This is a genomic window from Ancylobacter sp. IITR112, assembly GCF_041415945.1.
Taxonomy (GTDB): domain Bacteria; phylum Pseudomonadota; class Alphaproteobacteria; order Rhizobiales; family Xanthobacteraceae; genus Ancylobacter.
Map to the genome: position 1 here is coordinate 3,976,537 of NZ_JBGCUS010000001.1, position 26,012 is coordinate 4,002,548.

General features: G+C 70.1%; 27 protein-coding genes. 2 read left to right on the forward strand and 25 right to left on the reverse strand.

Annotated features, from left to right (window positions below; genetic code table 11):
• Nucleotides 1–54 precede the first annotated feature (54 nt).
• The 19 genes from AAC979_RS18890 to AAC979_RS18980 form a co-directional block, all read right to left on the reverse strand.
• Entirely contained in the window at nt 55–1,872 is a 1,818-nt protein-coding gene (locus AAC979_RS18890) for a tetratricopeptide repeat protein (protein ID WP_371348426.1), read from the reverse strand.
• Between the two features lie 151 nt (nt 1,873–2,023).
• Entirely contained in the window at nt 2,024–2,449 is a 426-nt protein-coding gene (locus tag AAC979_RS18895; RefSeq protein WP_371348427.1) for a phage holin family protein, read from the reverse strand.
• Nucleotides 2,449–2,796: a hypothetical protein gene (locus tag AAC979_RS18900; RefSeq protein ID WP_371348428.1), complete on the reverse strand. Its 348-nt coding sequence runs from the start codon at nt 2,794–2,796 to the stop codon at nt 2,449–2,451. The genes AAC979_RS18895 and AAC979_RS18900 overlap by 1 nt, the downstream gene beginning before the upstream one ends.
• Nucleotides 2,797–2,879: 83 nt before the next feature.
• Entirely contained in the window at nt 2,880–3,596 is a 717-nt protein-coding gene (gene trmB, locus AAC979_RS18905) for a tRNA (guanosine(46)-N7)-methyltransferase TrmB (protein WP_371348429.1), read from the reverse strand.
• A gap of 91 nt (nt 3,597–3,687) precedes the next feature.
• Complete coding sequence (gene metK, locus AAC979_RS18910) at nt 3,688–4,881, reverse strand: methionine adenosyltransferase (RefSeq protein WP_371348430.1); 1,194 nt, start codon at nt 4,879–4,881, stop codon at nt 3,688–3,690.
• Nucleotides 4,882–5,011: 130 nt separating this feature from the next.
• Nucleotides 5,012–5,422: a helix-turn-helix domain-containing protein gene (locus AAC979_RS18915; RefSeq protein WP_371348431.1), complete on the reverse strand. Its 411-nt coding sequence runs from the start codon at nt 5,420–5,422 to the stop codon at nt 5,012–5,014.
• A 110-nt stretch (nt 5,423–5,532) separates the two neighbouring features.
• The gene (gene lnt / locus AAC979_RS18920; protein ID WP_371348432.1) at nt 5,533–7,125 is read right to left on the reverse strand and encodes an apolipoprotein N-acyltransferase; all 1,593 of its coding nucleotides are present in this window, start codon (nt 7,123–7,125) and stop codon (nt 5,533–5,535) included.
• Between the two features lie 39 nt (nt 7,126–7,164).
• Nucleotides 7,165–8,406, reverse strand: a complete 1,242-nt coding sequence (locus AAC979_RS18925) for a hemolysin family protein (protein WP_371348433.1) — start codon at nt 8,404–8,406, stop codon at nt 7,165–7,167.
• Nucleotides 8,407–8,428: 22 nt separating this feature from the next.
• Nucleotides 8,429–8,956 (reverse strand): rRNA maturation RNase YbeY, encoded by a 528-nt coding sequence (gene ybeY / locus AAC979_RS18930; RefSeq protein WP_371348434.1) that lies wholly within the window; start codon nt 8,954–8,956, stop codon nt 8,429–8,431.
• Nucleotides 8,953–10,002, reverse strand: coding sequence for a PhoH family protein (locus tag AAC979_RS18935; RefSeq protein ID WP_371349099.1), 1,050 nt, complete (start codon nt 10,000–10,002; stop codon nt 8,953–8,955). Before AAC979_RS18935 ends, ybeY begins: the two co-directional genes overlap by 4 nt.
• 77 nt (nt 10,003–10,079) lie before the next feature.
• Nucleotides 10,080–11,504: a tRNA (N6-isopentenyl adenosine(37)-C2)-methylthiotransferase MiaB gene (gene miaB / locus AAC979_RS18940; RefSeq protein WP_371348435.1), complete on the reverse strand. Its 1,425-nt coding sequence runs from the start codon at nt 11,502–11,504 to the stop codon at nt 10,080–10,082.
• A gap of 261 nt (nt 11,505–11,765) precedes the next feature.
• Nucleotides 11,766–12,539: a lysophospholipid acyltransferase family protein gene (locus AAC979_RS18945; RefSeq protein ID WP_371348436.1), complete on the reverse strand. Its 774-nt coding sequence runs from the start codon at nt 12,537–12,539 to the stop codon at nt 11,766–11,768.
• A 4-nt stretch (nt 12,540–12,543) separates the two neighbouring features.
• A complete protein-coding gene (locus tag AAC979_RS18950) occupies nt 12,544–12,972 on the reverse strand; it encodes a Fur family transcriptional regulator (RefSeq protein WP_371348437.1) in 429 nt (142 codons plus the stop codon).
• Between the two features lie 141 nt (nt 12,973–13,113).
• Nucleotides 13,114–13,617, reverse strand: a complete 504-nt coding sequence (locus AAC979_RS18955) for a GNAT family N-acetyltransferase (protein ID WP_371348438.1) — start codon at nt 13,615–13,617, stop codon at nt 13,114–13,116.
• Complete coding sequence (tsaB, locus tag AAC979_RS18960) at nt 13,614–14,297, reverse strand: tRNA (adenosine(37)-N6)-threonylcarbamoyltransferase complex dimerization subunit type 1 TsaB (RefSeq protein ID WP_371348439.1); 684 nt, start codon at nt 14,295–14,297, stop codon at nt 13,614–13,616. The genes AAC979_RS18955 and tsaB overlap by 4 nt, the downstream gene beginning before the upstream one ends.
• Nucleotides 14,298–14,386: 89 nt before the next feature.
• Nucleotides 14,387–14,941, reverse strand: coding sequence for a NifU family protein (locus AAC979_RS18965; RefSeq protein WP_371348440.1), 555 nt, complete (start codon nt 14,939–14,941; stop codon nt 14,387–14,389).
• Nucleotides 14,942–15,048: 107 nt separating this feature from the next.
• A complete protein-coding gene (locus AAC979_RS18970) occupies nt 15,049–15,546 on the reverse strand; it encodes a universal stress protein (RefSeq protein ID WP_371348441.1) in 498 nt (165 codons plus the stop codon).
• Nucleotides 15,547–15,581: 35 nt separating this feature from the next.
• Nucleotides 15,582–16,613, reverse strand: coding sequence for a tryptophan--tRNA ligase (gene trpS, locus AAC979_RS18975; RefSeq protein ID WP_371348442.1), 1,032 nt, complete (start codon nt 16,611–16,613; stop codon nt 15,582–15,584).
• A gap of 101 nt (nt 16,614–16,714) precedes the next feature.
• Complete coding sequence (locus tag AAC979_RS18980; protein WP_371348443.1) at nt 16,715–18,250, reverse strand: lipid II flippase MurJ; 1,536 nt, start codon at nt 18,248–18,250, stop codon at nt 16,715–16,717.
• Between the two features lie 136 nt (nt 18,251–18,386).
• On the opposite strand from AAC979_RS18980, the gene AAC979_RS18985 reads away from it, so the two are divergent.
• Entirely contained in the window at nt 18,387–19,385 is a 999-nt protein-coding gene (locus AAC979_RS18985) for an adenosine kinase (RefSeq protein ID WP_371348444.1), read from the forward strand.
• Nucleotides 19,386–19,586: 201 nt separating this feature from the next.
• On the opposite strand, the gene AAC979_RS18990 is transcribed toward AAC979_RS18985, so the two are convergent.
• From AAC979_RS18990 to AAC979_RS19005, 4 genes are read right to left on the reverse strand one after another with little or no spacing between them, the layout of a single operon-like run.
• Nucleotides 19,587–20,309: a DUF2076 domain-containing protein gene (locus AAC979_RS18990; protein ID WP_371348445.1), complete on the reverse strand. Its 723-nt coding sequence runs from the start codon at nt 20,307–20,309 to the stop codon at nt 19,587–19,589.
• 28 nt (nt 20,310–20,337) lie between these two features.
• Nucleotides 20,338–21,057, reverse strand: a complete 720-nt coding sequence (locus AAC979_RS18995; RefSeq protein WP_371348446.1) for a Bax inhibitor-1/YccA family protein — start codon at nt 21,055–21,057, stop codon at nt 20,338–20,340.
• Between the two features lie 29 nt (nt 21,058–21,086).
• Nucleotides 21,087–21,887 carry an anti-sigma factor gene (locus AAC979_RS19000; RefSeq protein ID WP_371348447.1) on the reverse strand — a complete coding sequence of 267 codons (801 nt, stop codon included), beginning with the start codon at nt 21,885–21,887 and terminating at the stop codon, nt 21,087–21,089.
• On the reverse strand, nt 21,871–22,476 hold the full coding sequence (locus tag AAC979_RS19005) for a sigma-70 family RNA polymerase sigma factor (RefSeq protein ID WP_371348448.1): 606 nt from the start codon (nt 22,474–22,476) through the stop codon (nt 21,871–21,873). The genes AAC979_RS19000 and AAC979_RS19005 overlap by 17 nt, the downstream gene beginning before the upstream one ends.
• Before the next feature lie 366 nt (nt 22,477–22,842).
• Here AAC979_RS19005 and AAC979_RS19010 point away from each other — a divergent pair, with 366 nt between their 5' ends.
• The gene (locus tag AAC979_RS19010) at nt 22,843–24,066 is read left to right on the forward strand and encodes an MFS transporter (RefSeq protein ID WP_371348449.1); all 1,224 of its coding nucleotides are present in this window, start codon (nt 22,843–22,845) and stop codon (nt 24,064–24,066) included.
• Here AAC979_RS19010 and AAC979_RS19015 read toward each other — a convergent pair.
• Both AAC979_RS19015 and tal read right to left on the reverse strand, forming a co-directional pair.
• On the reverse strand, nt 24,063–24,821 hold the full coding sequence (locus tag AAC979_RS19015; protein ID WP_371348450.1) for a sulfite exporter TauE/SafE family protein: 759 nt from the start codon (nt 24,819–24,821) through the stop codon (nt 24,063–24,065). The genes AAC979_RS19010 and AAC979_RS19015 overlap by 4 nt on opposite strands.
• A gap of 103 nt (nt 24,822–24,924) precedes the next feature.
• A complete protein-coding gene (gene tal / locus AAC979_RS19020) occupies nt 24,925–25,896 on the reverse strand; it encodes a transaldolase (RefSeq protein WP_371348451.1) in 972 nt (323 codons plus the stop codon).
• Nucleotides 25,897–26,012: the final 116 nt, after the last annotated feature.

Here is a 26,012-nt window from a genome sequence, read left to right on the forward strand (position 1 = left end):
GGCGGGCCCCGCAGGACCCGCCCTCTCTTGTCGTGACGCGCGCGCGCGGCGGCGTCAGCCGCCATTGCCCGGCTTGTCGGTGTCCTGGGTCTTGTCCACCGCCGCCTTCTGCGGCTCGGGGGCCGGGGCGGCCTCGGTCTTCTGGATTGTCGCCTTGCCGGCCTTGACGCGCTCGGCTTCGTCGAGGCCCACCGCGATCTTGCGCTCAATATCCACCAGCTCGTCCGGCTCCGGCTTCAGGTCGCGGGCATGGTTCCACTTGAAGCGGGCTTCGAGCTTGCGGTCGACCTTCCAATAGGCATCGCCGAGATGGTCGTTGATGACCGCCTCGTTCGGCTTCAGCTCCACCGCGCGTTCGAGCTCGCGCACGGCGTCGTCGTAATGGCCGGTGCGGTAATAGGCCCAGCCCAGGCTGTCGATGAAGAAGCCGTCATCCGGGCGCAGTTGCACCGCCTTGCGGATCATGTCGGTGCCGGCTTCCAGGTTGATGCCCTGGTCGATCCAGCTATAGCCGAGATAGTTCAGCACATGCGGCTGGTCGGGGCTGAGCGCCAGCGCCTTCTTCAGGTCGGCCTCGGACTTGTCCCACTGCTTTGTGCGCTCATAGCAGGTGCCGCGGAAATAAAAGAGCACCCAGTCCTTGGCCTGCGGCGTGCCGAGCTGGTCGATGGCGGTGGTGTAGACCTCCGCCGCCTCGGCGAATTTCTCGTTGGCGCGCAGCACGTCGCCCAGCGCCATGATCGAGCGCTGGTCCTTCACATCCGCCGCCACCACCTGCTTCAGTACGGCGAGCGCTTCGTCATGCTTGCCGATGGCGTCGAGGTTGAGCGCGCGCTGCACCTCGGCATTGGTCTTGAAGGGGGACGAATCCGGCACGGCGGCGAACAGGGCGATGGCGTCCTCGTGACGCTTCATCGTCTCGAACAGATCAGCGAGGGTGATCGCCATCAGCGGCTGGGACGGATCGAGCCAGCGGCCGAGCTGCAAATAGACGAGGGCGAGATCCTCGCCACCCTGCCGGCCGAGCGCGGCGCCGAGACCGTACAGCACCTCGGCCGCGCCGGCGACAGGGGTGGTCACCAGCGGCGGCAGCGTCTTGCCGGCCTTCAGCGTCGCCACGGCGCGAGCCACCAGCGGGTCGCCCGGCACCAGCTTGTCGAACGCCTCATAGGTGGCGATGGCTTCCGCCTTGCCGGCATTGCGGGAGGCCCAGCGCGCATAGGCGTCGACCACACGCAGCGTCCGCGGGTCGCGCTTGAGCGCGGCGTCGAGACGCTGGCCGGCCTCTTTCTTGATGCCGGCGGCGTCGAGCATCAGGCCGGCGTGAAAATCCTTGAACCCATCATACCATTCCGGCCCCTGCAGCGCGTCGATCGTCTTCACCCCGGCGCGCGCGTCGCCCGAGCCGAACTGGCTCCAGGCGCTGAGCAGGGTGGCGTTCAGCTCGGCGATGGCGCCCTGGCCGGAGCGGCGCAGATTGCTGCGGGCGGTGACATATTGCTTGGCCTTGATGGCCTTCACGCCGAGCACCAGCCGCGCCAGCGTGTGCTCCGGGTCGATGCGCACCAGCCGCTGCGCGAGTTCCACCGCCTCGTCGATCGAGCCTTCCGCCAGCAGGGTGAGGAAGGCGCGCTCCTGCAGGTCGCGCTGGCGCGGGAACAGGCGGGCCAGCTCGCGATAATAGGCGGCGGCGGCGGCGGTGTCGCGTTCGCTGATGGCAAGGCGGGCGGCGAGATAATTGCCGGCGGGCGACGAGCGGGCGATGAAATCGGCGGGAGGGGCGTCGGCATGCGCGGGCAGGGCGGTACCCAGCGCCGTGAGCGTGGCGAGAATGGCCGCTCCCGGCCGCAGCGACAAACGTCGAGACGTCAAGTTGGAACCTCCTGCGGCAAACGGCGCATCCGGCCCCACCCGAAGGTGGCGCCGGTCTCCGGCCTTGATGGCAGATTGGTCCTTTTTAGCTGCCCCTGCAATAAGGGGAGCCGCATGCGGACCGGGCCCTTGCGGACCCGGCGCCACATTTTCAGATGCGTCGGCCAAGAATAAGGCCGATCACCGCCGCGCCGGCCGCAATTCCGAGCACGGTCTTCACGCTCGCGGGAGGCATGCCGGCGGACGTGGCGGTCGGGGCTGCGGGGGGAACGACGGGCGCCACCGGCGGAACGCCATAGGCACCATAGCCGCCGAGGCCGACGGGCCGCCTGCGGCGGCGCATCAGCGCGACGAGCAGGAAGATCAGGCCGAGCAGCAGCATAGCGCCGCCAATCACCAACGCGGCGGTCAGCGCGTCATAGCGTTCCGCCAGCGCGATGAAGGCGGCGATCATGAAGAACACCGCCGAGGACGCGACCAGCAGCCCGCCAATCGCGCAGAGCAGGGCCGTTCGGGCGGCCCTGCGCACGGTGAGGCGGATTTCCGCCCCGAAGATCGCCAGCAGCAGGCGAAGCATCACTTGCCCCGCGAGAGCAGGCCGAACAGGAAGCCGACGCCCAGCGCGGCGAGGACCGAACCATAGGGATTGCGCTCGATGGTGGCGCCGAGATCGCCGCCCAGCGCCTGCGCGCGGGTGCGCGCTTCCTGCAGCGCGGCATAGCCTTCCTCGGCGAGACCGGAGGCCGCAGCCTCGGCGCGCGCCGCGCCGGAGCGCAGGCGCCCGGTGATGGCATCGGCCGCCGCGCCGCTCTCCGTCCGCGCGATGGTGGCGAGCGTCTCGGTCAGCTTTGCCACGTCGCCGCGCAGCGTGGCGAGATCGGCGGACAGCTTGGCGAAATCGTCCTGCGCATTGGGTTGGGCCATGGAAACTCTCCGGAGTGGGGAACGAAGGGGGGCGTGCCGGTCAACGCGCCGGCCGGCATCATGGTTCCCACACTAGGCGGTAATCAGCGGCGGCGGAACTCGTAGTATCCCGGCTGGCGTCCCTCGCGCAGCGCCTTGGCCTCATAGCGCGTGCCGGGCCAGCCCTCCCAGGCGCGGCGCCAGTCATCGGCGCGCTCGGCGGTCCATTCGAAGCGGGAGTCGGCAAGGAACTGGCGCAGCGTCCAGGCCGCATAATGCTCGATGTCGGTGGCAAAGCGGAAATGCCCGCCGGGGACGAGCAGCCGGGCGAAGCGGTCGATATTATCCGCCTGCACGAAGCGCCGCTTCCAGTGCCGGCGCTTGGGCCAGGGGTCGGGGTAGAGCAGGTCGATGCGCTCCAGCGCGCCGTCGGGCAGGCGGTCAAGCAGCGGGATCACGTCGTCGCCATAGAGCCGCACATTGGCGAGGCCGCGCGCGCTCACCAGCGCCGTCGCCTTGGCAATGCCGTTGAGAAACGCCTCGGCGCCGATATAGCCGATATCGGGATGGCGCGCCGCCTCCGACACCAGATGCTCGCCGCCGCCAAAGCCGATTTCCAGCCGCACCGACCGCACGGGATGCGGGAACAGGGCGTCGAGCGGTCCGGCGCCGACATCCTCCAGCGCGATGGAAAGACGCGGCAGGTCGTCGGCGAGATGGGCGGCCTGTGCCGTGCGCAGCTTCTTGCCCTTGCGCCGGCCGTAAAAGGCATTGGCGCGCACGCTATCGCCGGGCTGGCGGGTCTCGTCGTCGGCGGTCATGCGGGTACTCGAAAAACAGTGACGGGGCGGACATGCCCGTCCGCCCCGCATAATCGCAGTGGGTTCCGCGCGCAATCGCGCGGGAAGAGGATCAGCCGACGGCGGCCTTCAGCGCCTCGACGAGATCGGTCCGCTCCCAGGAGAAGCCGCCATCGGCGTCCGGGGCGCGGCCGAAATGGCCATAGGCGGAGGTGCGAGCATAGATCGGCTTGTTGAGGCCGAGATGTTCGCGAATGCCGCGCGGGCGCAGATTCATCACCTCGCGCAGCGCGGTTTCCAGCTTGGCTTCCTCGACCCGGCCGGTGCCGTAGAGATCGACATAGACCGCCAGCGGATCGGACACGCCGATCGCATAGGCGAGCTGGATGGTGCAGCGGTCGGCGAGATCGGCGGCCACGACGTTCTTGGCGAGGTAGCGCGCGGCATAGGCGGCCGAACGGTCGACCTTGGTCGGATCCTTGCCGGAGAAGGCACCGCCGCCATGCGGGGCCGCGCCGCCATAGGTGTCGACGATGATCTTGCGGCCGGTCAGCCCGCAATCGCCGTCCGGCCCGCCAATGACGAACTTGCCGGTCGGGTTGACGTGCCACACGGTCGCCGGGGTGATCCAGCCCTCCGGCAGCGCCTGGCGGATATAGGGCTCGACGATGCTCTGCACGTCATGCGAGGACAGGTCGGCGTCGAGATGCTGGGTCGAGAGCACGATCTGCGTGACCTCGACCGGCTTGCCACCCTCATAGCGCACCGTCACCTGGCTCTTGGCATCGGGGCCGAGCACGGTGCTCTCACCGGAATGACGGGCCTCGGCGAGCAGCTTGAGGATCCTGTGCGCGTAATAGATCGGCGCCGGCATCAGCTCGGGCGTCTCGCGGCAGGCATAGCCGAACATGATGCCCTGGTCGCCCGCGCCTTCATCCTTGTTGCCGGCGGAATCGACGCCCTGGGCGATGTCGACGGACTGCGCGTGCAGATGCACGTCGATCGCCGCGTTTTCCCAGTGGAAGCCGTCCTGCTCGTAGCCGATATCCTTGATGGCGAGGCGGGCGATGTGGCTGAGGAAATCCCGGGTCAATTGCGCCGGGCCGCGCGTCTCGCCGGCGATGACCACGCGGTTGGTGGTGGCGAGGGTCTCGGCGGCGACGCGCAGATGGCTCGGGTCCCAGCCGAATTCCGGGCCGTGCTTGAAGAAGGCGTCGACGATCTCGTCGGAGATGCGGTCGCACACCTTGTCCGGATGGCCTTCGGAAACGGATTCGCTGGTGAAGAGATAGGCTTGGCGGGACACGCGACGGCTCCTCGATTGTCGGCCGGCGCTAAACCCGCGCCCGGCCGCGCATCTTTTGCAAGCGCGGTCGGGACGGTCAAGGTTTTAACGTCGGAATCGTTCGGAAAACAGAACGGCGCGGCGTCGCCACTCAGGTCGCCGGCGTGGGCTCCGCCAGCGCTTCGACGAGATCGACAATCCGGCGCCGGACCTTGGCATCGGCGATCTTGAGGAAGGCGCGGGTGAGGGCGAGACCTTCCGACGAGGCGAGGAAATCCGAGACATAGGCGGGCGAGGCGTCCTCGGCGAAGCCGCCGGCCTCGCCGCTCATCGAGGGCGCGCCCTCGAAGAAGAACGCCACCGGCACGGAGAGCACCTGCGAGATATTCTGCAGGCGGCTGGCGCCGATACGGTTGGTGCCCTTCTCGTATTTCTGGATCTGCTGGAAGGTGATGCCAAGGCTCTCGCCGAGCTTTTCCTGGCTCATCCCGACCATCATGCGGCGCATTCGGACCCGGCTGCCGACATGCTTGTCGACGGGATTGGGTGATTTCTTGGTCATCGGCTTCCCCGACTGCAAACAAAAAAAATTCCTCCCCCCGCAAAGAGGGAGAGAAGCAGTACCCGAGCCCGCGAACAGTCTAAGCGCAGTGCGTTCCGCCGTCGATCAATCTAGGCGTGTAACGTTCGCAGGCGCAGCATGAGCGCCCCGCAGAAGCAGCCGAAAAGCAGCAACCACGATATCACTCTGCCATGGGTGGCATAAGGGGTAGCCGACAAGGCTTGCGGGAGGCTGTCGTCGATGACTCCCCGCACACCCAGGGGTAGAAGCGCGCGGATCCGTCCCAGCGGATCCACCACGGCGGAAATACCGTTATTGGTCACCCGCACCAGCGGCAGCCCCTGTTCGATCGCCCTGAGGCGCGACTGTTCGAAATGCTGGTAGGGGCCGGGGGTCAGGCCGAACCAGGCGTCATTGGACAGGTTGAGCAGAAAGCCCGGCCGCTCGCCGCCGCCGGACCCTGACGCGGGCATCACCTCATCGGGAAAGATCGCCTCATAGCAGATCAGTGGCACCGAATCGGGCAGGCCGGGAATGGCGAGCAGCCGGCGCTCCTGCGCCGCGGCGAAGCCCCCGCGCACGCGGGTCAGCGCCTCCAGGCCCAGCGCTTCCAGCGTTTCCTGAAACGGCAGATATTCGCCAAACGGAACGAGGTGCACCTTGTCGGCATAGCCGCGAATCGTCCCGTTGGAATCGATCACCCTCACGCTGTTGAACACGTCCGGGCGTTCGCGGCCGGGCACCGCCTGGTAACGCGCCGCGCCAGTGATCAGCGTCGTGCCATGCGGCAGCATCGCGACGATGCGCGCCAGCGCTTCCGGCTCGCGCTCGAGGAAGAAGGGAAAGGCCGATTCCGGCCAGAACAGATGGGTGACGCCGGTGAGTCCGCCCTGGCTTTCGCTGGTGGCGAGGTACAGGTCCATAACCGTGCGGCGGGCGTCGTAGCGGAATTTCTGGTCCTGCGGCAGGTCCGGCTGCATCAGCCGCAGCCGCACGCCGGGCACGGTGCCGATTTCGGTGGTGGCGAGCCGCCACTGGCCGCCGGCCCACAGCGCCGCCAGCAGCGCCACGGCGAGGGCGAGCGGCAATTGGCGGGCGCGGGATGTCCCCTGCGCGGAGAACAGGGCCGCCGGGCTGGCGAGGCAGGCAAGCGTCAGCAGGCAGAGCCCGACCAGCCCGACGACGGACGCGATCTGCGCAAAGCGCAGATCGGTCGCCAGGCCATAGCCGAAATCGTTCCAGGGAAAGCCGGTGAGCAAAGCGCCGCGCGCGATCTCCGCCAGGGTCAGGGCGGCGGCGAAGGCGAGAATGCGCCCCGGCCCCGGCGTCCACAGCAGGCGCGCCAGCACGCAGCCAAGCCCGGTATAAAGCGCGAGATAGGCCGGCAGCCCCAGCACCGCGAAGGGCATCAGCCACAGGAAGGTATCGGCCTGAACAAGAAAGGCCTCGCCTATCCACCACAGCCCGGCGACGAAATAGCCGAGGCCGAACAGCCACCCGGCGAGGAAGCTCGCCCGCAGCGCCGGGCGCAGGGGCAGGGCTGCGGTGGCGTCGAGCAGGAACACCAGCACCGGCAGGGTCAGCGCCAGCACCGGCCACAGCCCGAAGGGCGGCATGGCGAGGGCGGACAGACCGCCGGCGACCAGCGCGGCCAGCGCGCGCCAGCGGGCCGGCGCCGCTTGCAGACGAGCCGGGGTCAGCATGGGCCGCTGGCCGTCCGGGCCGCCGAGCCGGCCGTCATCTCACGCCGCATCGGTGCCGCGGGTCGTGTCGTGGCGCATGCTCTCGCCTGTCTGCTGGGCCGGCGGCGGCAGCGCGCGCGCCTTGGTGGCGGTGGCGTCGCTCCCGGCCGGGCGGGCGTCGGCCCCGGCCTCGCCCCGGCTTGACGAGAGGCGCAGGCGCTTCACCCGGCGGGGATCGGCATCGAGAACCTCGATCTCGAAATCGCCCGGGCCGGAGACGATCTCGCCGCGCACCGGCACCCGGCCGGCCAGGGTGACGAGCAGGCCGCCGAGCGTGTCGACTTCCTCCGCTTCCTCGCCGAGGGCGAAGGCGGGGTCGACCATGTCAGCCACGTCTTCGAGGCTGGCGCGGGCATCGGCGATGAAGCTGCCATCGGCCTGGCGGGCGATGGTCGGTGTCTCGTCCTCGTCGTGCTCGTCCTCGATGTCGCCGACGATCTCCTCGACCAGGTCTTCCATCGAGACGATGCCGTCGGTCCCGCCATATTCGTCGATGACGAGGGCGAGATGGATGCGGCTCGCCTGCATGCTGGCGAGCAGTTCGATCGACGGCATGGAGGGCGGCACGAACAGCAGGCGGCGGATCAGCTTGGCGCCGCTGAGCGAATTGGAGAGGTCGATGGCCTTGAGGTTGAACGCCGGGCGCGGGGCCTTGCCTGCGCTGTCCGGCGCCTCCGCCGCGCCCTCGCGCGCGCCGCGCGCCGCCTCGCCGCGGGAGGCGGCGGCACGCGGAGTCATGGCGCGCTGGGTCAGATAGGTCACGAGATCGCGGATATGGACCATGCCGACGGGATCGTCGAGCGTGTCGTCATAGACGACCAGACGCGAATGGCCGGCCTCGGCGAAGACGGCGAGCAGCTCGCCGAGCGAAATATCCTTTTGCACGGCGACAATGTCCGCGCGCGGCACCATGAGGTCGCCGATCCGCAATTCGCGCAGTTCGAGGATGCTCTTGAGCATCGTCCGCTCGGTGGCGGTCAGGTCGGTACCGGGTTCGCCGCCCGCCGCCGCCAGGATGCCGGCGAGGTCGGCGCGCAGCGAGCCGGTGGAGCGCCGGCCGCCGATGAGGTGGCGCAGACGGCCAAGGAAGCCGGCGCGAGGCTCGCTGGAGCCTCCGCCGGCCCTGCTTCGCTGGCCGACGCTGGTGGCGTTGCCGCTGGACGCGCCGTTGCCCACGGCGCCGCTACTTGGGCCCTCGCTGCCGGGGGAAGCGGAGGACGAACTCGGAAGAGGATCGGACATTGGCCTTGTTCAGTTGATTCGGTCAGGGGTGAACGGGTTCGGTCTCGGCATAGGGATCGGCGATGGCGAGTGTCGCGAGCACACGGCGCTCCATCGCCTCCATCTCCTCGGCCTCGTCCGCACCCTCGTGATCATAGCCGAGCAGATGCAGCGTACCATGGACGACGAGATGCGCGAGATGGTCGGCGAGCGGCTTGCCCTCGGCCTCCGCTTCGCGCGCCAGCGTCTCATAGGCGATCGCAACATCGCCGAGATGGGGATCGCCGCCCGCCCGTGCCACCTCGGGCGTGGGAAAAGAGAGAACGTTGGTGGCGTAATCCTTGCCCCGCCAATCGCGGTTGAGGGCGCGGATGGTGGCGTCGTCGGTCAGCTTTACCGCCATCTCGGCGCCGGCGAGGTCGATCTCATATTCGGTCAGGGCGCCGGCGCAGGCGGCGTTCACCGCCCGCACCACCAGCGCCTCGGCTTCGGCCAGCGTCGCCCAGGGGCCGGCATCCATGAGCACGTCGACCTCGACCAGCGGCGCCGTACTGTCCCCCGCGTCGTTCATGAGCGCGCGATCCCCGCCGGCGCCGGGGCGGGCGCCCGCGCCGCCGAATCCTTGCGGTCATAGGCGGCGACGATGCGGCCGACGAGTTCGTGGCGCACCACGTCGGCGGCGTTGAAATGGCATACTTCGACGCCCTCGACCTCGCCCAGCAGCCCAACCGCCTCGGCAAGGCCGGAGGTCTGGCCCGGCGGCAGGTCGATCTGGCTGGGGTCGCCGGTGATGATCATGTGCGAGTTCTCGCCCAGGCGGGTGAGGAACATCTTCATCTGCATGGAGGTGGTGTTCTGCGCCTCGTCGAGGATGACGCAGGCATTGGCCAGCGTGCGCCCGCGCATGAAGGCGAGCGGAGCGATCTCGATCTCGCCCGACATCATCGCCCGCTCGACGAAGGCGCGGTCCATCAGATCGTGCAGCGCGTCATAGATCGGGCGCAGATAGGGATCGACCTTCTCCTTCATGTCGCCGGGCAGGAAGCCGAGCCGCTCGCCCGCCTCCACCGCCGGGCGGGAGAGGATCAGCCGGTCGACCACGCGGCGCTCCAGCAGGTGCACGGCATAGGCGACTGCCAGCCAGGTCTTGCCGGTGCCGGCGGGACCGACGCCGAACACCAGCGTCTGGCGCTTGAGCGCGCGGATATAGGCGTCCTGCGCGGCGGTGCGGGCGCGCACCGGGCGGCGGCGGAGCTGGATTTCGTCGAAGCTCTGCTTCTTGGTGGCGGGGTCGAACTCGAAAAGCTGGCCCTGCGCGGCGGCTTCGCGCAGCACGCCCTCGACATCGCCGGGCTGCAATTCGCCGCCCTTCTTCAGCCGGGCATAGAGCGTTTCCAGCACATGGCGCGCCTGCTCGCACGCCTCGCGCGGGCCTTCCAGCGTGACATGGTTGCCGCGCTGCTCGGCGACGATTTCCAGCCGCCGTTCGATCAGCGCGAGATTCTGCCCGTAATGGCCGAAAAGCTGGCTGGCGATGCGGTTATCGTCAAAGGCGAGCACGATCTGACCGGCGGAATCGTCCTCCGTCGGGCCGATCCAGCGCGGCGCCGCCGGCAGGGCGCGCGGGGCCGCGCGTGGTGAGGTGAGGCTACGTTCCGTCTCGCTACCAGATCCGCTACCAGGTCGACGCACGCCTACGCCTCCAGCTTTTCGCTCTGCCCGATGAAACGCGATTCGCGCGCCGGCCGTTCAGTGAAAAATTCGCCGCCGCATATGTCGCCCGAAAGACTCTTGGTGCTGACCTCGCGCACCTCGACCTGCGCCAGCGTGCCGATGGCCTCCGGGGGAGCCTCGACCACGACGGACTGCAGATAGGGCGAGCGGCCGATGAGCTGGCCGGGGAAGCGGCCGGGCTTTTCCAGCAATATGTCGAAGCGCCGTCCCCGGCAGGCGGCATCGAACGCTGCCTTCTGCCGGTCGAGCAGCGCCTGAAGCGCATGGATGCGCTCGGATTTCGCTGCCTCCGGCACCTGTTCGCCCATGCCCGCCGCCGGCGTGCCGGGGCGCGGGGAATATTTGAACGAGAAGGCCGAGGCGAAGCCGACGCGCTCCACCAGATCCATCGTCTCCATGAAATCGGCCTCGGTCTCGCCGGGGAAGCCGACGATGAAATCCGAGGAGAAGGCGATGTCCGGCCGCGCCGCGCGCACGCGGGCGACGATGTCGAAAAACAGTTCGCGGTCGTGCTTGCGGTTCATCGCCGCCAGCACCCGGTTGGAGCCGGACTGAACGGGAAGGTGCAGATAGGGCATCAGCGCAGGAATTTCGCGATGGGCGGCGATCAGCTCGTCATCCATGTCGCGCGGGTGGCTGGTGGTGTAGCGCACGCGGGCGATGCCCGGCACCTCGGCGATGCGGCGCACCAGCTCGGGCAGGTTCGCCGTGCGGCCGGCGGCGTCGGCGCCGTGATAGGCGTTGACGTTCTGGCCGATCAGCGTCACCTCGCGCACCCCGGCCTCGGCGAGGCGGATCACCTCGTCGAGAATTTTGGGGAGCGGGCGCGAGACTTCCGCCCCGCGCGTATAGGGCACGACGCAGAAGGTGCAGAATTTGTCGCAGCCTTCCTGCACGGTCACAAAAGCGGCGGGGCCGCGCTTGGCGATCGCCGCCTTGGTCGGCGGGGGCAGGAAGTCGAACTTGTCCTCGACCGGGAATTCGGTTTCGACAATGCCGGCGCGCCGGTTATGGCCGCGCCGCTGCGCGTCGGCCAGCAGTTCGGGCAGCTTATGGTAGCTTTGCGGACCGACGACGAGGTCGACGCCCCGGGCGCGCTTGAGGATTTCCCCGCCTTCCGCCTGCGCGACGCAGCCGGCGACCGCCACCATCTGCCGGCGGCCAGCCTCTTCCTGCGCCTTCTTCAGCCGGCCGAGTTCGGAATAGACCTTCTCGGCCGCCTTCTCGCGGATATGGCAGGTGTTGAGGATGACGAGATCGGCATCGTCCGGGCTGTCGGTTTCGACATAACCCTCTTTGGCCAGCGTGTCCGTCATGCGCTGGGCGTCATAGACGTTCATCTGGCAGCCGAAGGAGCGGACGTAGAGCTTGCGCGTATCACTCATTGCGTGTCGATCGACCCGTGCCGCCCGCCCGTGAGGCGGCTCGCGGCGTCTTGCGTTGGAATGCCGAGGGCGCGGTGGGCGCGTTCCCGCAAGGCGCCCTCGTTCCTCGCCGCTCGTTCCCACCTCGGTCGACTGCAGGTCGAGATCGTCCACGTCTCCGCGATTGACGCCTATGCCACCTGTGTAGCGGGATTTGCGCGAAAAGGAAATGTGCGGGAGCGATGGCGGCGGGGCCGGCAGGGCGAATTTGCGCGGTTTTCCTCAGCCGTGGCGCCCGTTCAGCGCCTGCGCCAGCAGGGAGCGCACCGCGCGCTCGGCCTCCTGCGCCGCCGCCTTGCGGCTGGCCGCCGCCAGAGGGGCGCCGAAGCGCAGCTCCACCTCGACGCCGCCACGCCGCAGCACCTGCATCAAATGCGGCGCGAGGTCCATGTCGCCATACCAGGCCAGATGCGGGCGCCCGGCACGGCCGACCGGCAGGCCGGAAAGGCCGACATAGGCGATGGCGAGCGGCTGGATGCTGGCGGCCGCGCCTTCCTCCTCGCCCATGCCCTGGCGGGCGGCGCCGATCAGCGCCGAGCGGAAGGGCAGCACCCGGTTGCCGTCGCTCGACGTGCCCTCGGCGAACAGCACCACCGGGTCGCCATCGTTCATCCGTGCCGCCATTTCCCCCGCCACCCGCCCCGTCGCCGTTCGCGAGGTGCGGTCGACGAAGATGGTGCGCTGGAGCTTCGCCAAGAGGCCGATGCCGGGCCAGCGCGCCACTTCGCTCTTGGCGACGAAGCACAGCGGCAGGCGCGCGCCGAGAACGGGAATGTCGAGCCAGGACACATGGTTGGCGACGATGAGCAGCGGCCGCGCGGGCGCCGGCGCGCCGACCACCCGCACCCGCACGCCGATGAGCGCCAGCACGAGGCGGTGATAGAGCACGGGAATCGTTCGCCGCGTCGGCAGGCCGAGCGTCACCGACAGCCATTGCAGCGGAAGGCCGATAAGCGTGACGAGCACGACCGGCACGATCACCAGCCACGCCCGCACGCTGTCAGTCCTTCTTGGGGTCGAGCGGCACGCCGTAGAGCTCCAGCCGGTGGCCGACGAGGCGATAGCCGAGCTTGCGGGCGATTTCTTCCTGCAGATGCTCGATTTCCTCGGAGCGGAACTCCACCACCGTGCCATTGCGCAGGTCGATGAGGTGATCGTGGTGCTCGTCCGGCACCGGCTCATAACGCGAGCGGCCGTCGCGGAAATCGTGGCGGGCGATGATGCCGGCATCCTCGAACAGCTTCACCGTGCGGTAGACGGTGGAGATCGAGATGCGGTCGTCGACGGCGACGGCACGCCGGTGCAGTTCCTCCACGTCGGGATGGTCCTGCGCATCGGCGATGATGCGGGCGATCACCCGGCGCTGGTCGGTCATCCGCAGGCCCAGCGTGACGCAGGCTTCCTCGATCGCGGTCGGCTTGTCGTTCATTCCTCGGCCTGCTTCCTTCAGCCCGCTGCGCCCGGCCCATTCCGCCCGCCCCGCCTTATGGCGCAGCGGGGCCGGCAAGGGCAATGGTTTCTCTGGGGCAATGGCTTCTCTGCGGCAATGGCGTCTTGAGGGCAACGCCGCCTAGGCGATGTCGCGCCGCATGGTCAGCGCCGCGACCGGAGCGCCGGCCGCGTCGCGATAATAGCCCGGGCGGCGACCAATCTCACGAAAGCCGGTGCGGGCATAGAGCCTGAGCGCGGCGGCGTTGCCGTCCTCGACTTCGAGGAACACGGTACGGTAGCCCTCCGCCGCCAGCGCGCCAAAGGCGGCCTCCACCAGCCGGTGGCCGAGGCCGGCGCCGCGCCGGCGCGCCTCGACCGCGACGGAGAGGATTTCCATCTCCGGTGCCACCCCGCTCAGAAGAATGAAGCCCACCACGGCACCGTCGGGCCCGTCGGTGGCCACCAGTCCGCGCGTCAGCCGATTGGCGATCAGCCGCTCGAATTCCGCCGCGTCCCAGCCGATGCGGAAGGATTGCGCGTGCAGCCGGGCCAGCGCCTCGGCATCGCCGGCCCGTATGGCGCGCAGCGACGCCTCGCGCGGGCGCATCCGCGCCCAGTCGAGCCAGAGCGGCAGCCCGGTCATCGCCGGGCGATCCGCCCGCCGGTCTGCGGCTTGGCATCGGCCTCGCGCAGATAAAGCGGCTTGGGCTCGGAGCGGGCCGGATCGGCGACGCTGGCGATGCGGGCGAGCCAGACCGGATCGGGCGTCGCGGTGGCGCGCACCTCCAGTGGCGGCTGGGCCCCGAGCGGCCAGGCATCGACCAGCAGGCCGGCGCCGGAGCCGACGAGGCGCACCGGGCCATTGGCGACCGAGCGCGCGGCATCCTTCGCCGCCATGGCACGCGGGCTCACCAGCACCCGGCCGGCGGGGCCGATCATCTGCAGATAGACATTGCCGTGGCGGGCGTCGATGGCGGCGGCGACCGGCACCGCGTCGTCGCGCGCCAGGAGCGGCGCGGCGAGCACGGTCAGCGTCGGCAGGCCGAGCACCGGCTTGCCGGTGGCGAGGCCGAAGCCACGCGCTGCCGACAGGCCCACCCGCAGGCCGGTGAAGCTCCCCGGGCCGACGGTGACGGCGAACAGGTCGATATCGCCAAAGGCCGTTCCGGCCGCGGCCATCACCCGCTCCACCATCGGGATCAGCGATTCGGCGTGGCCGCGTGCCATGACGACATGTTCCACCGCCCGGGTCTCGTCGGTGCCCATGTCATGCACGGCGGCCGAACAGGCGTCGAGCGCGGTGTCGATGGCGAGAATCAGCATGGGTCAGAATCAGCAGGGTGGAACGCGGTCATCCACCCACCATGCACCTGCACGCGGCCCTATGGGAAGGGCACGGCCGCGCCGCAGGCTCAGACCGGGCGCACCTCGACCACATCGGGCACGAAGTGGCGAAGCAGGTTCTCGATACCGTTCTTCAGCGTCGCGGTGGAGGACGGGCAGCCGGCGCAGGAACCCTTCATGGCGAGGAACACCACGCCGTCCTTATAGCCGCGGAAGGTGATGTCGCCGCCATCATTGGCCACGGCCGGCCGCACGCGGGTGTCGATCAGCTCGCGGATGGTGTCGACCAGCCCGGCATCCTTGGCCTCGAAGAAGGCGTCGTCGGCGGTGTGGGCGTGGTCGTCCGGCAGGATCGGCTGGCCGGAGACGAAATGCTCCATGATGGCGCCGAGGATGGCGGGCTTGAGATGCGCCCACTCGCCCTGCGCCTTGGTGACGGTGACGAAATCCGAGCCGAAGAACACGCCGGTGACGCCGGGCACCTCGAACAGGCGCACCGCCAGCGGCGAGCGGGCGGCCTCCTCGGCGTCGCGCGCCTCGAACGTGCCCTCGCCCAGCACGGAACGGCCGGGCAGGAACTTCAGCGTGGCGGGGTTGGGGGTGGTTTCGGTCTGGATGAACATGGAAGTCTCCTTGCCAACCGGGGTTCAAGGCCACGGCGACGGGGGAATGTGCACTTTAGATAAGCTCTCACCGGCCCGAGGGGAAGGGTGCGCGATGTCCCGCCCGCTCACGCCAGCGCGTCGATCTCGCCATCGGAGAGCGAGCCGGGCACCAGGGTGATCGGCACCGGCAGGCTCGCCCATAGGCCCTTGGCCAGCGAGGCGACCAGCGGCCCGGGCCCTTCCTTGCCGGTGCCGGCGGCGAGCACGAGAATGGCGATATCCTCGTCCTGCTCGATGACCGCGACGATTTGGTCGGCGACCGCGCCCTCGCGCACCACACGCTCGCTGTCGACGCCGGAAATGCCGTGCGCCCGGGCGGCGAGCAGATCGAGCCGGGCCTCGGCCTTGTCGGTCGCTTCCGCCCGCATCAGATCGGCGACGCCGAGCCACTGGCTCGGGGCCTCCTCCAGTTGCAGCACGGCGAGCAGCACCACCGCGCCGCCGGTCCGCGCCGCGCGCCGTGCCGCGTAATAGAGCGCACGGTCGCATTCCGGCGTGTCGTCGGCGAGCACGAGGAACTTCCGGCGATGGCCGGGCTCATGGCTTTGGCGCCGGCGCGGCATGGCTTCCCCCCGGGGGCGGTTCGATTGCCGGAAGGCTAGCGCACGAAGCCGACGATGTCGCGCACGCCCGTCATCGTCGCCTCCGCCAGCACGCGGGCGCGGGCGGCGCCGTCGCGCAGGATGGCGTCGATATGCTCCGGCGCGGCGACCAGGCGCTGCATCTCCGCGCCGATCGGCCCGAGCTTGGCCACTGCGAGGTCGACCAGCGCGCTCTTGAAGGTGGAGAACTGCCCGCCGCCGAACTGGGCGAGCACCTTCTCCTTCGGCATTTCCGCCAGCGCGGCATAGATGCCGACGAGGTTCTCCGCCTCCGGCCGCCCCTTCAGCCCCTCCGCCTCGGAGGGCAGCGGCTCGGGATCGGTCTTGGCCTTGCGGATCTTCGAGGCGATGAGATCGGCATCGTCGGTCAGGTTGATGCGCGAGAGATCGGACGGGTCCGACTTCGACATCTTCTTGGCGCCGTCGCGCAGGCTCATCACCCGCGCCGCCGGCCCGCCGATCAGCGGCTCGGGCAGCGGGAAGAAGCCCTCGCCCAGCCCGTTGGCGGCGATGGAGGGGCCGAAATCATTGTTGAATTTCTGCGCGATGTCGCGGGTCAGTTCCAGATGCTGCTTCTGGTCCTCGCCAACGGGCACATGGGTGGCGCGGTAGAGCAGGATGTCGGCGGCCATCAGGTTCGGATAGGCGTAGAGGCCCACCGAGGCGTTCTCGCGGTCCTTGCCGGCCTTTTCCTTGAACTGGGTCATGCGGTTGAGCCAGCCGAGGCGCGCCACGCAGTTGAACACCCAGGCGAGTTCGGCATGGCCGGAGACCTGGCTCTGGTTGAACACGATGTGCCGGGTCGGGTCGATGCCGGCGGCGAGGAAGGCGGCGGTGACCTCGCGGATCTGCCGCTTCAGGTCGGCCGGGTCCTGCCACACGGTGATCGCGTGCATGTCGACGACGCAATAGAGGCAGTCATGGCTGTCCTGCAGCGCCACGAAGCGCTGAATGGCGCCGAGATAATTGCCGAGATGCAGGTTTCCGGTCGGCTGGACGCCGGAAAACACGAGCGGCTTGAATTCCATGTCGGAACGTCCTGTGGTCTGCGCCCTGCCGTGCCGCGGGAATGCCCCCGGCGCGCGGGCGCTATGGCACGCATGACCTTCAGGGGCAAGCGGCAGACGCGCTATTTGCCGAAGCTGGCCCGCAGCGCGGCGGTCGTGATGCCGCCCAGCACCATAGCGAGCCCGCCATAGACGGCGGCGCCGAGCGCTACCAGCCCGAGGAGCGCGGCGGCGGCGGCGAGCCCGCCCTGCGCCAGCACTCCCTCCAGCCCGGTGCGGGCGAGCAGCACCGCCCCCGCCATGGCGAACGCCGCCGCCGTCAGCCGGAGCAGCCCGCGTCGCAGCGGCCGCGGCAGGCCCACCAGCCGCCGCCTTCCGAGCCCGACCCCCAGCCCGGCGACGCCGATCAGGCTGGAGAGCAGCACCCCCAGCGCCGGCCCCGCCATGCCGAGCGGGCCGGCCGCGAGGAAGCCCGCCACCGCCCCGATCGGCAGCGCGGCCAGGCAGGTCCGACTGACGAGGCGCGCCTGGCCGCGGGCGAAGGCGATGGCGATCAGCACCTTCTCCAGCGCCTGCGCCGGCAGGGTCAGCGCCAGCAGGGCGAGGGCGGTGGCGGTGAGCTCGCTCGCCTGCGGGTCGAAGGCGCCGCGCTCGAACAGCACGACGACGATGGGATGGGCGAGAACGGCGAGGCCCAGCGCCGCCGGCAGCGAGAGCGCCAGCGCGGCGATCAGCCCGCCGGTGCCGAGCCCCTCCTCGCCGGACCCGCCCGGAGTTGCGGCGAGGGCCGGCAGCAGCACCGCGCCGGCGCTGGCGCCGACGAGGCCGAGCGGCAGTTCCACCAGCCGCGTCGCATAGAACAGCGCCGCGACCCCGCCACCTATGCCCGAGGCCGCCGCCGCCGCGATGAGGAAGCGAAGCTGCGGCAGGGCGGCGGCCAGCAGCGGCGTTCCCGCGCCGGTCAGCAGCGGCAGCGCCGCCTTGAGGTCGGCCGGTGCCACCGACAGGCGGAAGAAACCGCGCGGCACGGCGGCGCGGTTGATGAGACATTGCGTCGCCGCGCCCGCCACCACGCCGGCCGACAGCCAGATGAGCGCGGTGGACACGCTCACGGCATGCGCGCCGGCGAGCCACAGCATCATCAGCAGCGCCAGCACCGCGACATTGGCGGCCGCCGGCGCAAGGGCGGGCCGGGCGAAACGGCCGGCCTGATTGGCGAAGGCGGCGAACACGCCGGCGACAAGAGCGAGCGGCAGGCAGACCACGCTGAGCCGCCCCGCCAGCACCGCGCCCTCGGCACGCGGTCCTTCGCCGGCAAAGCCGGGCGCCAGAAGGCTCACCACGACAGGCATGAACAAGAACAGCAGCGCCGCGAGCGCCAGGCCGGCGAGGGCGAACAGCACCAGCGCCGCTCCGGCCAGCCGGGCGCGGGCCGCCTCATTCTCCGCCCGCGCCAAGGCTGGCAGCAGCGCCGCGTTGAGCGCGCCCTCGCCGAGGAGGCGCCGGGCGATCTGCGGCACGGCGAGCCCGGCGACCGAGGCTTCCGCGACGATGCCGGTGCCGAACAGCGCCGCCACCCCGGCATCGCGGGCAAAGCCCAGCACGCGCGAGGTCAGGGTGAGGAGGGCGACGGTGGAGGCGTGGCGGAGCAGGGCCATGGCCTAGCAATAGTCGCCCGGAGCGGGCAGGGAAAGGGAGGCGCGCGGCCGTGCCCCGCCGTTGCGGGACGCGCGCCCGTCTGCTACCGCGAGTGCCGCCCCATCCCCGGCAAGACCTTGCGGAGAAAAGCCGTCCATGACCGTCCCCCCGCTCGATGTGCTCGGCTTCGGCAACGCCATTGTCGATGTCATCTCCCGCGCCGAAGAGGCGTTTCTCGACCGCCACGCCATGCGCAAGGGCGGCATGACGCTGATCGACGAAGAGCGCGCGGAAGCGGTCTATGGCGCCATGGGGCCGGGGGTGGAGATTTCCGGCGGCTCGGCCGCAAACACCATGGTCGGCATCGCTGCGCTGGGCGGCCGGGCCGGCTTCATCGGCAAGGTGCGCGACGACGAACTGGGCGGCATCTTCGCCCATGACATCCGCGCCGCCGGGGTCGCCTATGCGACGCCGCCCGCCGCCTCCGGCCCGGCCACGGCCCGCTGCCTCATCCTGGTGACGCCGGATGGCGAGCGCACCATGAACACCTATCTCGGCGCGGCGCAGGACCTGTCCCCCGCCGATGTTGACGAGGGCATGGTGGCGGGGGCCAAGGTCACCTATCTCGAAGGCTATCTGTGGGATCCGCCGCCGGCCAAGGAAGCCTTCCTCAAGGCGGCCGCCATCGCCCATGCCGCCGGGCGCACCGTCTCGCTCACCTTGTCCGACGCTTTCTGCGTCGGGCGCTACCGGGCGGAGTTCCTGAATCTCCTGCGCGCGGGCACGGTCGATCTGGTCTTCGCCAATGAGGCGGAGTTGATGTCGCTCTACGAGACCGATTTCGATACGGCGCTGGCGCAGTTGCGGCAGGAGGCGCGGCACGCCGTCGTCACCCGCAGCGAGAAGGGAGCGCTGGCGCTCTCCGGCGGGGACATGGTGGCGGTGCCGGCCTTTCCGGTGGCGAAGGTGGTGGACACCACGGGCGCGGGCGACCTGTTCGCCGCCGGCTATCTCCACGGCTTCGCCCAGAACATGCCGGCCGGGGAATGCCTCGCGCTCGGCGCGCTGTGCGCGGCGGAGATCATCAGCCATATCGGCGCCCGCCCGGAGCGGGGGCTGAAGGACTACGCTACCGAAAACGGCCTGCGTGTATAGGCACAAAAAAGAACAGGCCGGTGAGGGGCCGGCCTGCTGGGAGTTGGGAAGTGTCCCGCCCCGGCGGGGCGGGAAGCTGCTTGCGGCTTAACCCAGGCGTCCCGCCTCGGCGGTGCTGTCCGCCCTACTTCCGGCCGGCCGCAGGCCGGACCCGGAGCGCGCGCCGGGATGAGGCGATCGCGAAAGCCGGCGCCGCCGGCCTCAGAACTCGTCGCTGCCGCCGAACCAGTCGCCGCCGCCGAAGAAGCCGCCATCATCCACCGCGCCGGCATCTTCCGCCCCGGTGTCCGCGGGCTCGTCCGCCGCCGCCGGCTCGTCGGCCGGGGCATCGGCGGGCGCTTCGGAGGCATGGGCCGAACCGCCGCTGAGCATGCTGGAGATGGCGCTGCCGAGCAGCACGCCGCCCGCCACGCCCATCGCCGTCTGCGCCGCGCCGGCGAGGAAGCCGCCGCCACCGCCGCCGAAGCCCGGGCGGCCGAAACCACCCTGCTGCGGCGCGGCGCCGGGCGCGCCCATCGGCTGGCCCGCCGCCGCGCCGGACTGCCAGGCCGGGGAGGCGGTGGCCGGGATCGCGCCGGCCGCCCCGCTGCCCAATCCGCTGCGCGGCATGGCGGGCACGCCGCTGCGCCGGGCCGGGGGCTGGCTGGAGCCGAACAGCCCGCCGAAGAGGCCGCCGCCGCTTGCCGGCTGGGCGGCGGCTTCCTGCGCCTGCCGCTCCAGCTCCTCGATGCGCGCCTGCGCCTGCTGCAGGGCATAGTCCTGCATGACGATGGTCTGCGCCATCAGATAGGGCGCGGCCGGCTGCTGGGTGATGCGCTGGGCGATGAAGCCCTCGGCTTCCGCGTCACGCGGGCCGGACTGGCGCTCGGCCTCGGCGAGCTTGGCGAAGAGGCCGTCAATGGCCTGACGATCCTGCTCATTCATGGCTGTGTTCCCTTGGGGGTCCGTCGCCTCACTCCCGCTCGCCGGTGAAATTCAGCAGGAGCTGGAAGATGTTGACGAAGTTGAGATAGAGCGAGAAGGCACCGAACACGGCGAGCTTCTGCTGCGACTCGGCGTCGAAATGGTCGGCGTACTGTTCCTTGATCGACTGGGTGTCCCAGGCGGTCAGGCCGACAAAGACGAGGATGCCGACCACGGAGACGATGAACTGCAGCATCGTCGAGCCGAGGAAGATGTTGACGAGGCTGGCGATCACCACGCCGATCAGGCCCATGATCAGGAACGAGCCGAACTGCGAGAGGTCGCGCTTGGTGGTGTAGCCATACAGGCTGGTGGCGCCGAACATCGTCGCGGCGATGAAGAAGGTGCGCGCGATCGAGGTGCCGGTGAACACCAGGAAGATCGAGGCCATGGACAGGCCCATCACCGCGCAGAAGGCCCAGAACATGGTCTGCGCCGCGCTGCCCGACATGGACTGCATGCGGAACGAGAAGAACAGCACGAAGGCGAGCGGGGCCAGCATCACCACCCATTTCAGCGGGGTGGAGAAGATCGGCACATAGAGCGCCGGCGTGGTGCCGACGATGAAGGCCACCGCGCCGGTCAGCACCAGGCCGAGGGCCATGTAGTTGTAGACCCGCAGCATGTGGCGGCGCAGGCCCTCGTCGAAGACGGCCTGGTCGACGCTGGCGGTCCGGGACCACTGGAAGCCGGTATTCGGCGTGTTCATGTCAGTCTCCTGATGAGGATCATCTGGTTTCAGTACAGCGTCCGGGCAAGGCGTGCGGCCGCCCGGTCGAGATCTTTCGTGTCGGCGGCGGGGCCGGTCTGGGCGACCAGCGCATAGGCCACCTCGCCGACCTGCCAATAGGCGGCGGTCAGCTCGTCGCGCGGCACGGTGGTGGCCGGCACCACGTCGAACCCGCCCGGCCGCACCGCGAACAGCGAGGCGGTGCCGATCTCCCCGGCTTCCACGGTCATTTCCACGCTCGGCCCGAAGGTGGAGGGAAACACCTGCACATCCGCCACCTTCCACCCCTCCGGCAAAACCGGCATGACGATGGCGGTGGCGGCGCGGATTTCCGCCGGGTCGTAGCGGCTGGCGCCCGGCAGCGAGGGCATGTCGGCGCGCACGCGCGCGGTGCGGTGGGCGCGCACCGCATCCTCCAGATAGGCCGGGGGCAGTGCCGAGGCGACCACGCGGCTGACGCCGAGATGGCCGAATTGCGCGTTCGCCATCCAGCCGGCGCCGACCAGCAGCGCCACCATGGCGGCGATGCGCAGCCGCCGGGTCCAGCGGGCGCGGGCGAGCGCCCCCTGCAGCCGCCGCGCGGCTTCCGCCGTCGCCAGCCGCGCCGTGGCGGTGGAGGCCGCGCGCGGTGTCTCGGCGAGGGCGAGGCGCAGTTCGTCGCGGATGCGCAGATCGCCCATCACCCGCGAGGCGGCGGCGGGGTTGGCGCTGAGATAGGCTTCCACGTCGATGCGCCGCGCCACGCCGAGCTGGTCGTCGACATAGGCCTGCAGATCGTCGCCGGAGACGGGATCAACGGGTTGGCTCATCCGTACCTCCTACGATGCGCAGGCGCGCCGGGCCTTCCCCCGCGCCGCCCTCTTCCATCGCCCGCAGCGTCGCGCGGGCGCGCGACAGGCGTGACATCAGCGTGCCCTGGGGAATGCCGAGCGTGGCGGCGGCTTCGGCATAGCCGAGCCCCTCAATGGCGACGAGATGAAGCGCGGCGCGCTGTTCCTCCGGCAGGGCCATGAAGGCGCCGCGCACCTGGGCGAGGCGCAGACGGTGCTCCTGTGCCGGCGCGGCGCTGGTCTCGGCGAGGTCGAGGCTGTCGGCCTCGCGCCGCGCCTCGGCGACGCGCGAGCGGCGGCGGTCGATGAACACATTGTGCAGCACCGAGAGCAGCCAGCCGCGCAGCCGCGCCCCGCCCCCGGCCTCGCCGCCCCGGCTTCCGCCGCCTTTGCCCGTGCCGGCAGCGGCGGGCTCGGCATCGAAGCTGCCGCGCCGCTCATAGGCCCGGACCAGTGCGTCATGCACCAGGTCCTCGGCCTCGACATCGTCGCGCGTCAGCGAACGCGCATAGCGCCGCATGACGCCGAGCTGGGCCGGCACGTCGAAGGTGGTGTCGTCGCGCTTCATGTCCCGTATACGGAGCCGTTGGCGGGCCTATTCCCAGCATCCTGCGAAAAATTCCGCCGCATCCCTCTCTATCGCAGCGCCGGGCCAAGGGCCGTTCATTTCGGCGAAAGCGGCACCCTGCCGCGTGCTGCAGCGCACCCATGCAAAGCGGGGGGAGGCCCCCTTCCGCCCGCGCGCTTGTCGGCGGCGCCGCCCCGGCCTAACTGGGCCGGCGACAGGGCCGGCCGTCGGCGTGGCAGGGGTGAGGACGATGCCGCAAATGACGGACGAAATGCCGGGCGAGAGGACGGGTCTTCCCGCGTCCGGCCTGCTGCGGGGCGCCGTCCGCCGCCCGGCAGGGCGGGAGCGCGCGGGAGCGCGCATTCCGTGAGCCCCGACGCCGCTTCCCCGCCCCATGGGCGCACGCCCTTCATCATTGGTCTCGGCGTGGCGCAGCTCTGCTCCTGGGGCAGCCTCTATTACAGCTTTCCGCAGATCGCGCAGGCGATGGGCGAGGATCTCGGCTGGTCCAAGGCGGAGCTTTACGGCGCGGCGACGCTCGGCCTCGCGCTGGCGGGGCTCGCCGCCTATCCCGTCGGCGCGGCGATCGACCGCGGCCATGGCCGGGCGATCATGGCCGGCGCCTCGCTGCTGGCGGGGCTGCTGCTGGCGCTGTGGTCGCAGGTCGAGAGCCACGGCCTGTTCTATGTCGCAGTGGCGGGGATCGGCGCGGTGCAGGCGGCGACGCTCTATGAGCCGGCCTTCGCCGTCGTCGCCCGGCGCGCCGGCGCGCTGAATGCCCGCCCCGGCATCACCGCCCTCACCTTGTGGGGCGGCTTCTCCTCCACCGTCTTCATTCCGCTGATCCAGGTGCTGCTGCAGGGCTTCGGCTGGCGCGGCACGCTGCTGGCGCTGGCGGCGATCAATATCGGCCTGTGCGCGACGATGAATTTCCTCGCCGCCGGCGGCGGGCGGGAGCGCCCGCCGGCCCGCCCCACCCCCGCGGGGACACCGCGTTCGGTGATCGGCGGGGTGATCCGCCGGCCGGTGTTCTGGGCGCTGGCGGTGGCCTTCACCGCCTATGCCGCGATGTTTTCCGGCTTCACCTTCCACATGTACCCGCTGCTGGTGGAGCGCGGCTTCGACACCGCCGCCGTGGTGAGCGCCATCGCCGTCATCGGCCCGGCGCAGGTGGCCGGGCGCATCCTCGTCACCCTGCTGGCGCCGCGCGCGCCGGTGCGGGTGGTGGGCTCGGTGATCGTCGCGGTGTTCCCGCTCGCCTTCCTGGCGCTGGAACTGATCCCGCCGGATTTCGCCTATGTCGCGCTGTTCGCCCTCGCCTATGGCTCGGTCAACGGCATCATCACCATCGTGCGCGGGCTGGTGGTTCCGGAGCTGCTCACCCGCCGGGCCTATGGCGCGGTGAATGGCGCGCTCTCGGTGCCGGCGACGTTCTCGCGCGCCCTGGCCCCCGCCGGCATGGCCATGCTGTGGACCGCCACCGGCTCCTATGACGCGGTGCTGTTCGCGGTGATCGCCCTCGCCGCGCTGCTGGCGGCGGGTTTCTGGTGCGCGGCCGCGCTGGCCCGGCCGCTGGAGGACGAGGATTAGCCGGCGAATATGCCTGTGGCGCCGTCCCAGATGAGCTTCAACGAAATCAGCAGCAGCGCCCCCATCACCAGCCGGTAGAACAGCTTTTCCGGCAGGCGGCGGGTGAGCCAGACCCCGGCGAAGGTCGCCGCCACCGCCACCGGCAGCAGCAGCGCGGTGACGGTGAGATTGGCCGGGTTGAGCTGGCCCAGCGCAGCATAGGGAATGAGCTTGAGCGCGTTGATGGCGGCGAAGGTGAGCGTCGTCGTGCCGGCATAGACCATTTTCGGCAGGCGCTGCGGCAGCACATACATCTGGTAGGGCGGAGCGCCGCCATGGCTGACGAAGCTGGTGAAGCCCGTCACCGTGCCCCACAACAGCCCGCGCGGCACATCGGCCGGCCGCGCCGCCGCCCCTGCCCCGCCCAGCCAGCGGATGAGGCAGAAGGCAAGGCCGATGGCGCCGACGATCAGCATCACTTCCGCATCGGTCACCAGCGAGGCGGTGGCCCAGCCAATGCCGATGCCGAATGTGGCGGCGGGAATGAGGATGGCGAGGTTGCGCCCGGAAAATTCGCGCCGATATGCCCACACGCCGAACATGTCGCTGACGACATAGACCGGCAGCAGCAGGCCGGCGGCGGTGACCGGCGACATCAGCAGCGCCAGCGTCGGCACGGCGAGCGAGCCGATCATCGGCACGCCGCCCTTGCCCATGCCGACAAAGAAGGCCGCGAGGCCGGCGGCAAGGGCGAAAGCGGGATCGGGTACGAACATCAGGCGGGCCGGGAAAGAAACGGAGGAGGGCGAACACCCTCCTCCTCACGCTGACGGCACGGCGCCGCCTGTTGCTGCTATCGGCTCAGCCGCCGGCCGAGGCTCAGGCCGCCTTGGCGCCGTCGAGCCGCTTGGCGACGAGGCCGCGCAGGGTGCGCAAATCCTTGACGAAGTGGCGGATGCCGTCGGAGAGCTTCTCCGTCGCCATCTGGTCCTCGTTGAGGGCGAAGCGGAACGCCTTCTCGTCGAGATGCAGCCGCTCCGGCGCGCCCTCGGTGTTGGCCGGGTCGAGCTTGCGCGGCAGTTCGCCCTCGGCGGCGGCGAGTTCGTCCAGCAGCGAGGGGCCGATGGTCAGGCGGTCGCAGCCCGCCAGCGCCTCGATCTCACCGGTGTTGCGGAAGGAGGCGCCCATGACGACGGTCGGGATGCCGTGCTTCTTGTAATAGGCGTAGATCTGCCGCACCGAGACGACGCCCGGGTCGGTCTCCGAGGTGAAGGGGCCTTCGCCGGCCGCGACGTGCCAGTCGAGGATACGGCCGACGAAGGGCGAGATGAGGAACGCGCCCGCATCCGCCGCCGCCGCCGCCTGGGTGAGCGAGAACAGCAAGGTGAGGTTGCAGTCGATGCCTTCCTTCTGCAGGACTTCCGCCGCGCGGATGCCTTCCCAGGTGGAGGCGATCTTGATCAGGATGCGCTCGCGCCCGACGCCGCGCTCCTCATAGGAGGCGATGAAGGCGCGCGCCTTGGCGAGGGTGGCCTGCGTGTCGAAGGACAGGTCGGCATTCACCTCGGTGGAGACGCGACCGGGAACGATCTTCGACAGTTCCGCGCCGAAATTCAGCGCCAGCCGGTCGCAGGTGGCGTCCACCACCGCTTCCGAGGCGCCGCCCTGCCGGCGGCCCCAGTCGATCGCTTCGTCGACGAGGCTGGCATAGGCGGTCATCTCCGCCGCCTTGAGCAGCAGCGTGGGGTTGGTCGTGCAGTCCTGCGGCTTCAGGCGGCGGACCGTCTCGATGTCGCCGGTGTCGGAAACGACGACGGTCATGGCACGCAGTTGGTCGAGCTTGGAGGGCATGGCGCTATCTCTCTTCTCGCGGGAGTGGACCCCGGTGGTCCTGTCCGCAGGCACGGGCGACGGATCAGCTTCGTTGGACCACATTTGGGGCGCTGTCTTCAAGCTGCGCAAGCGAT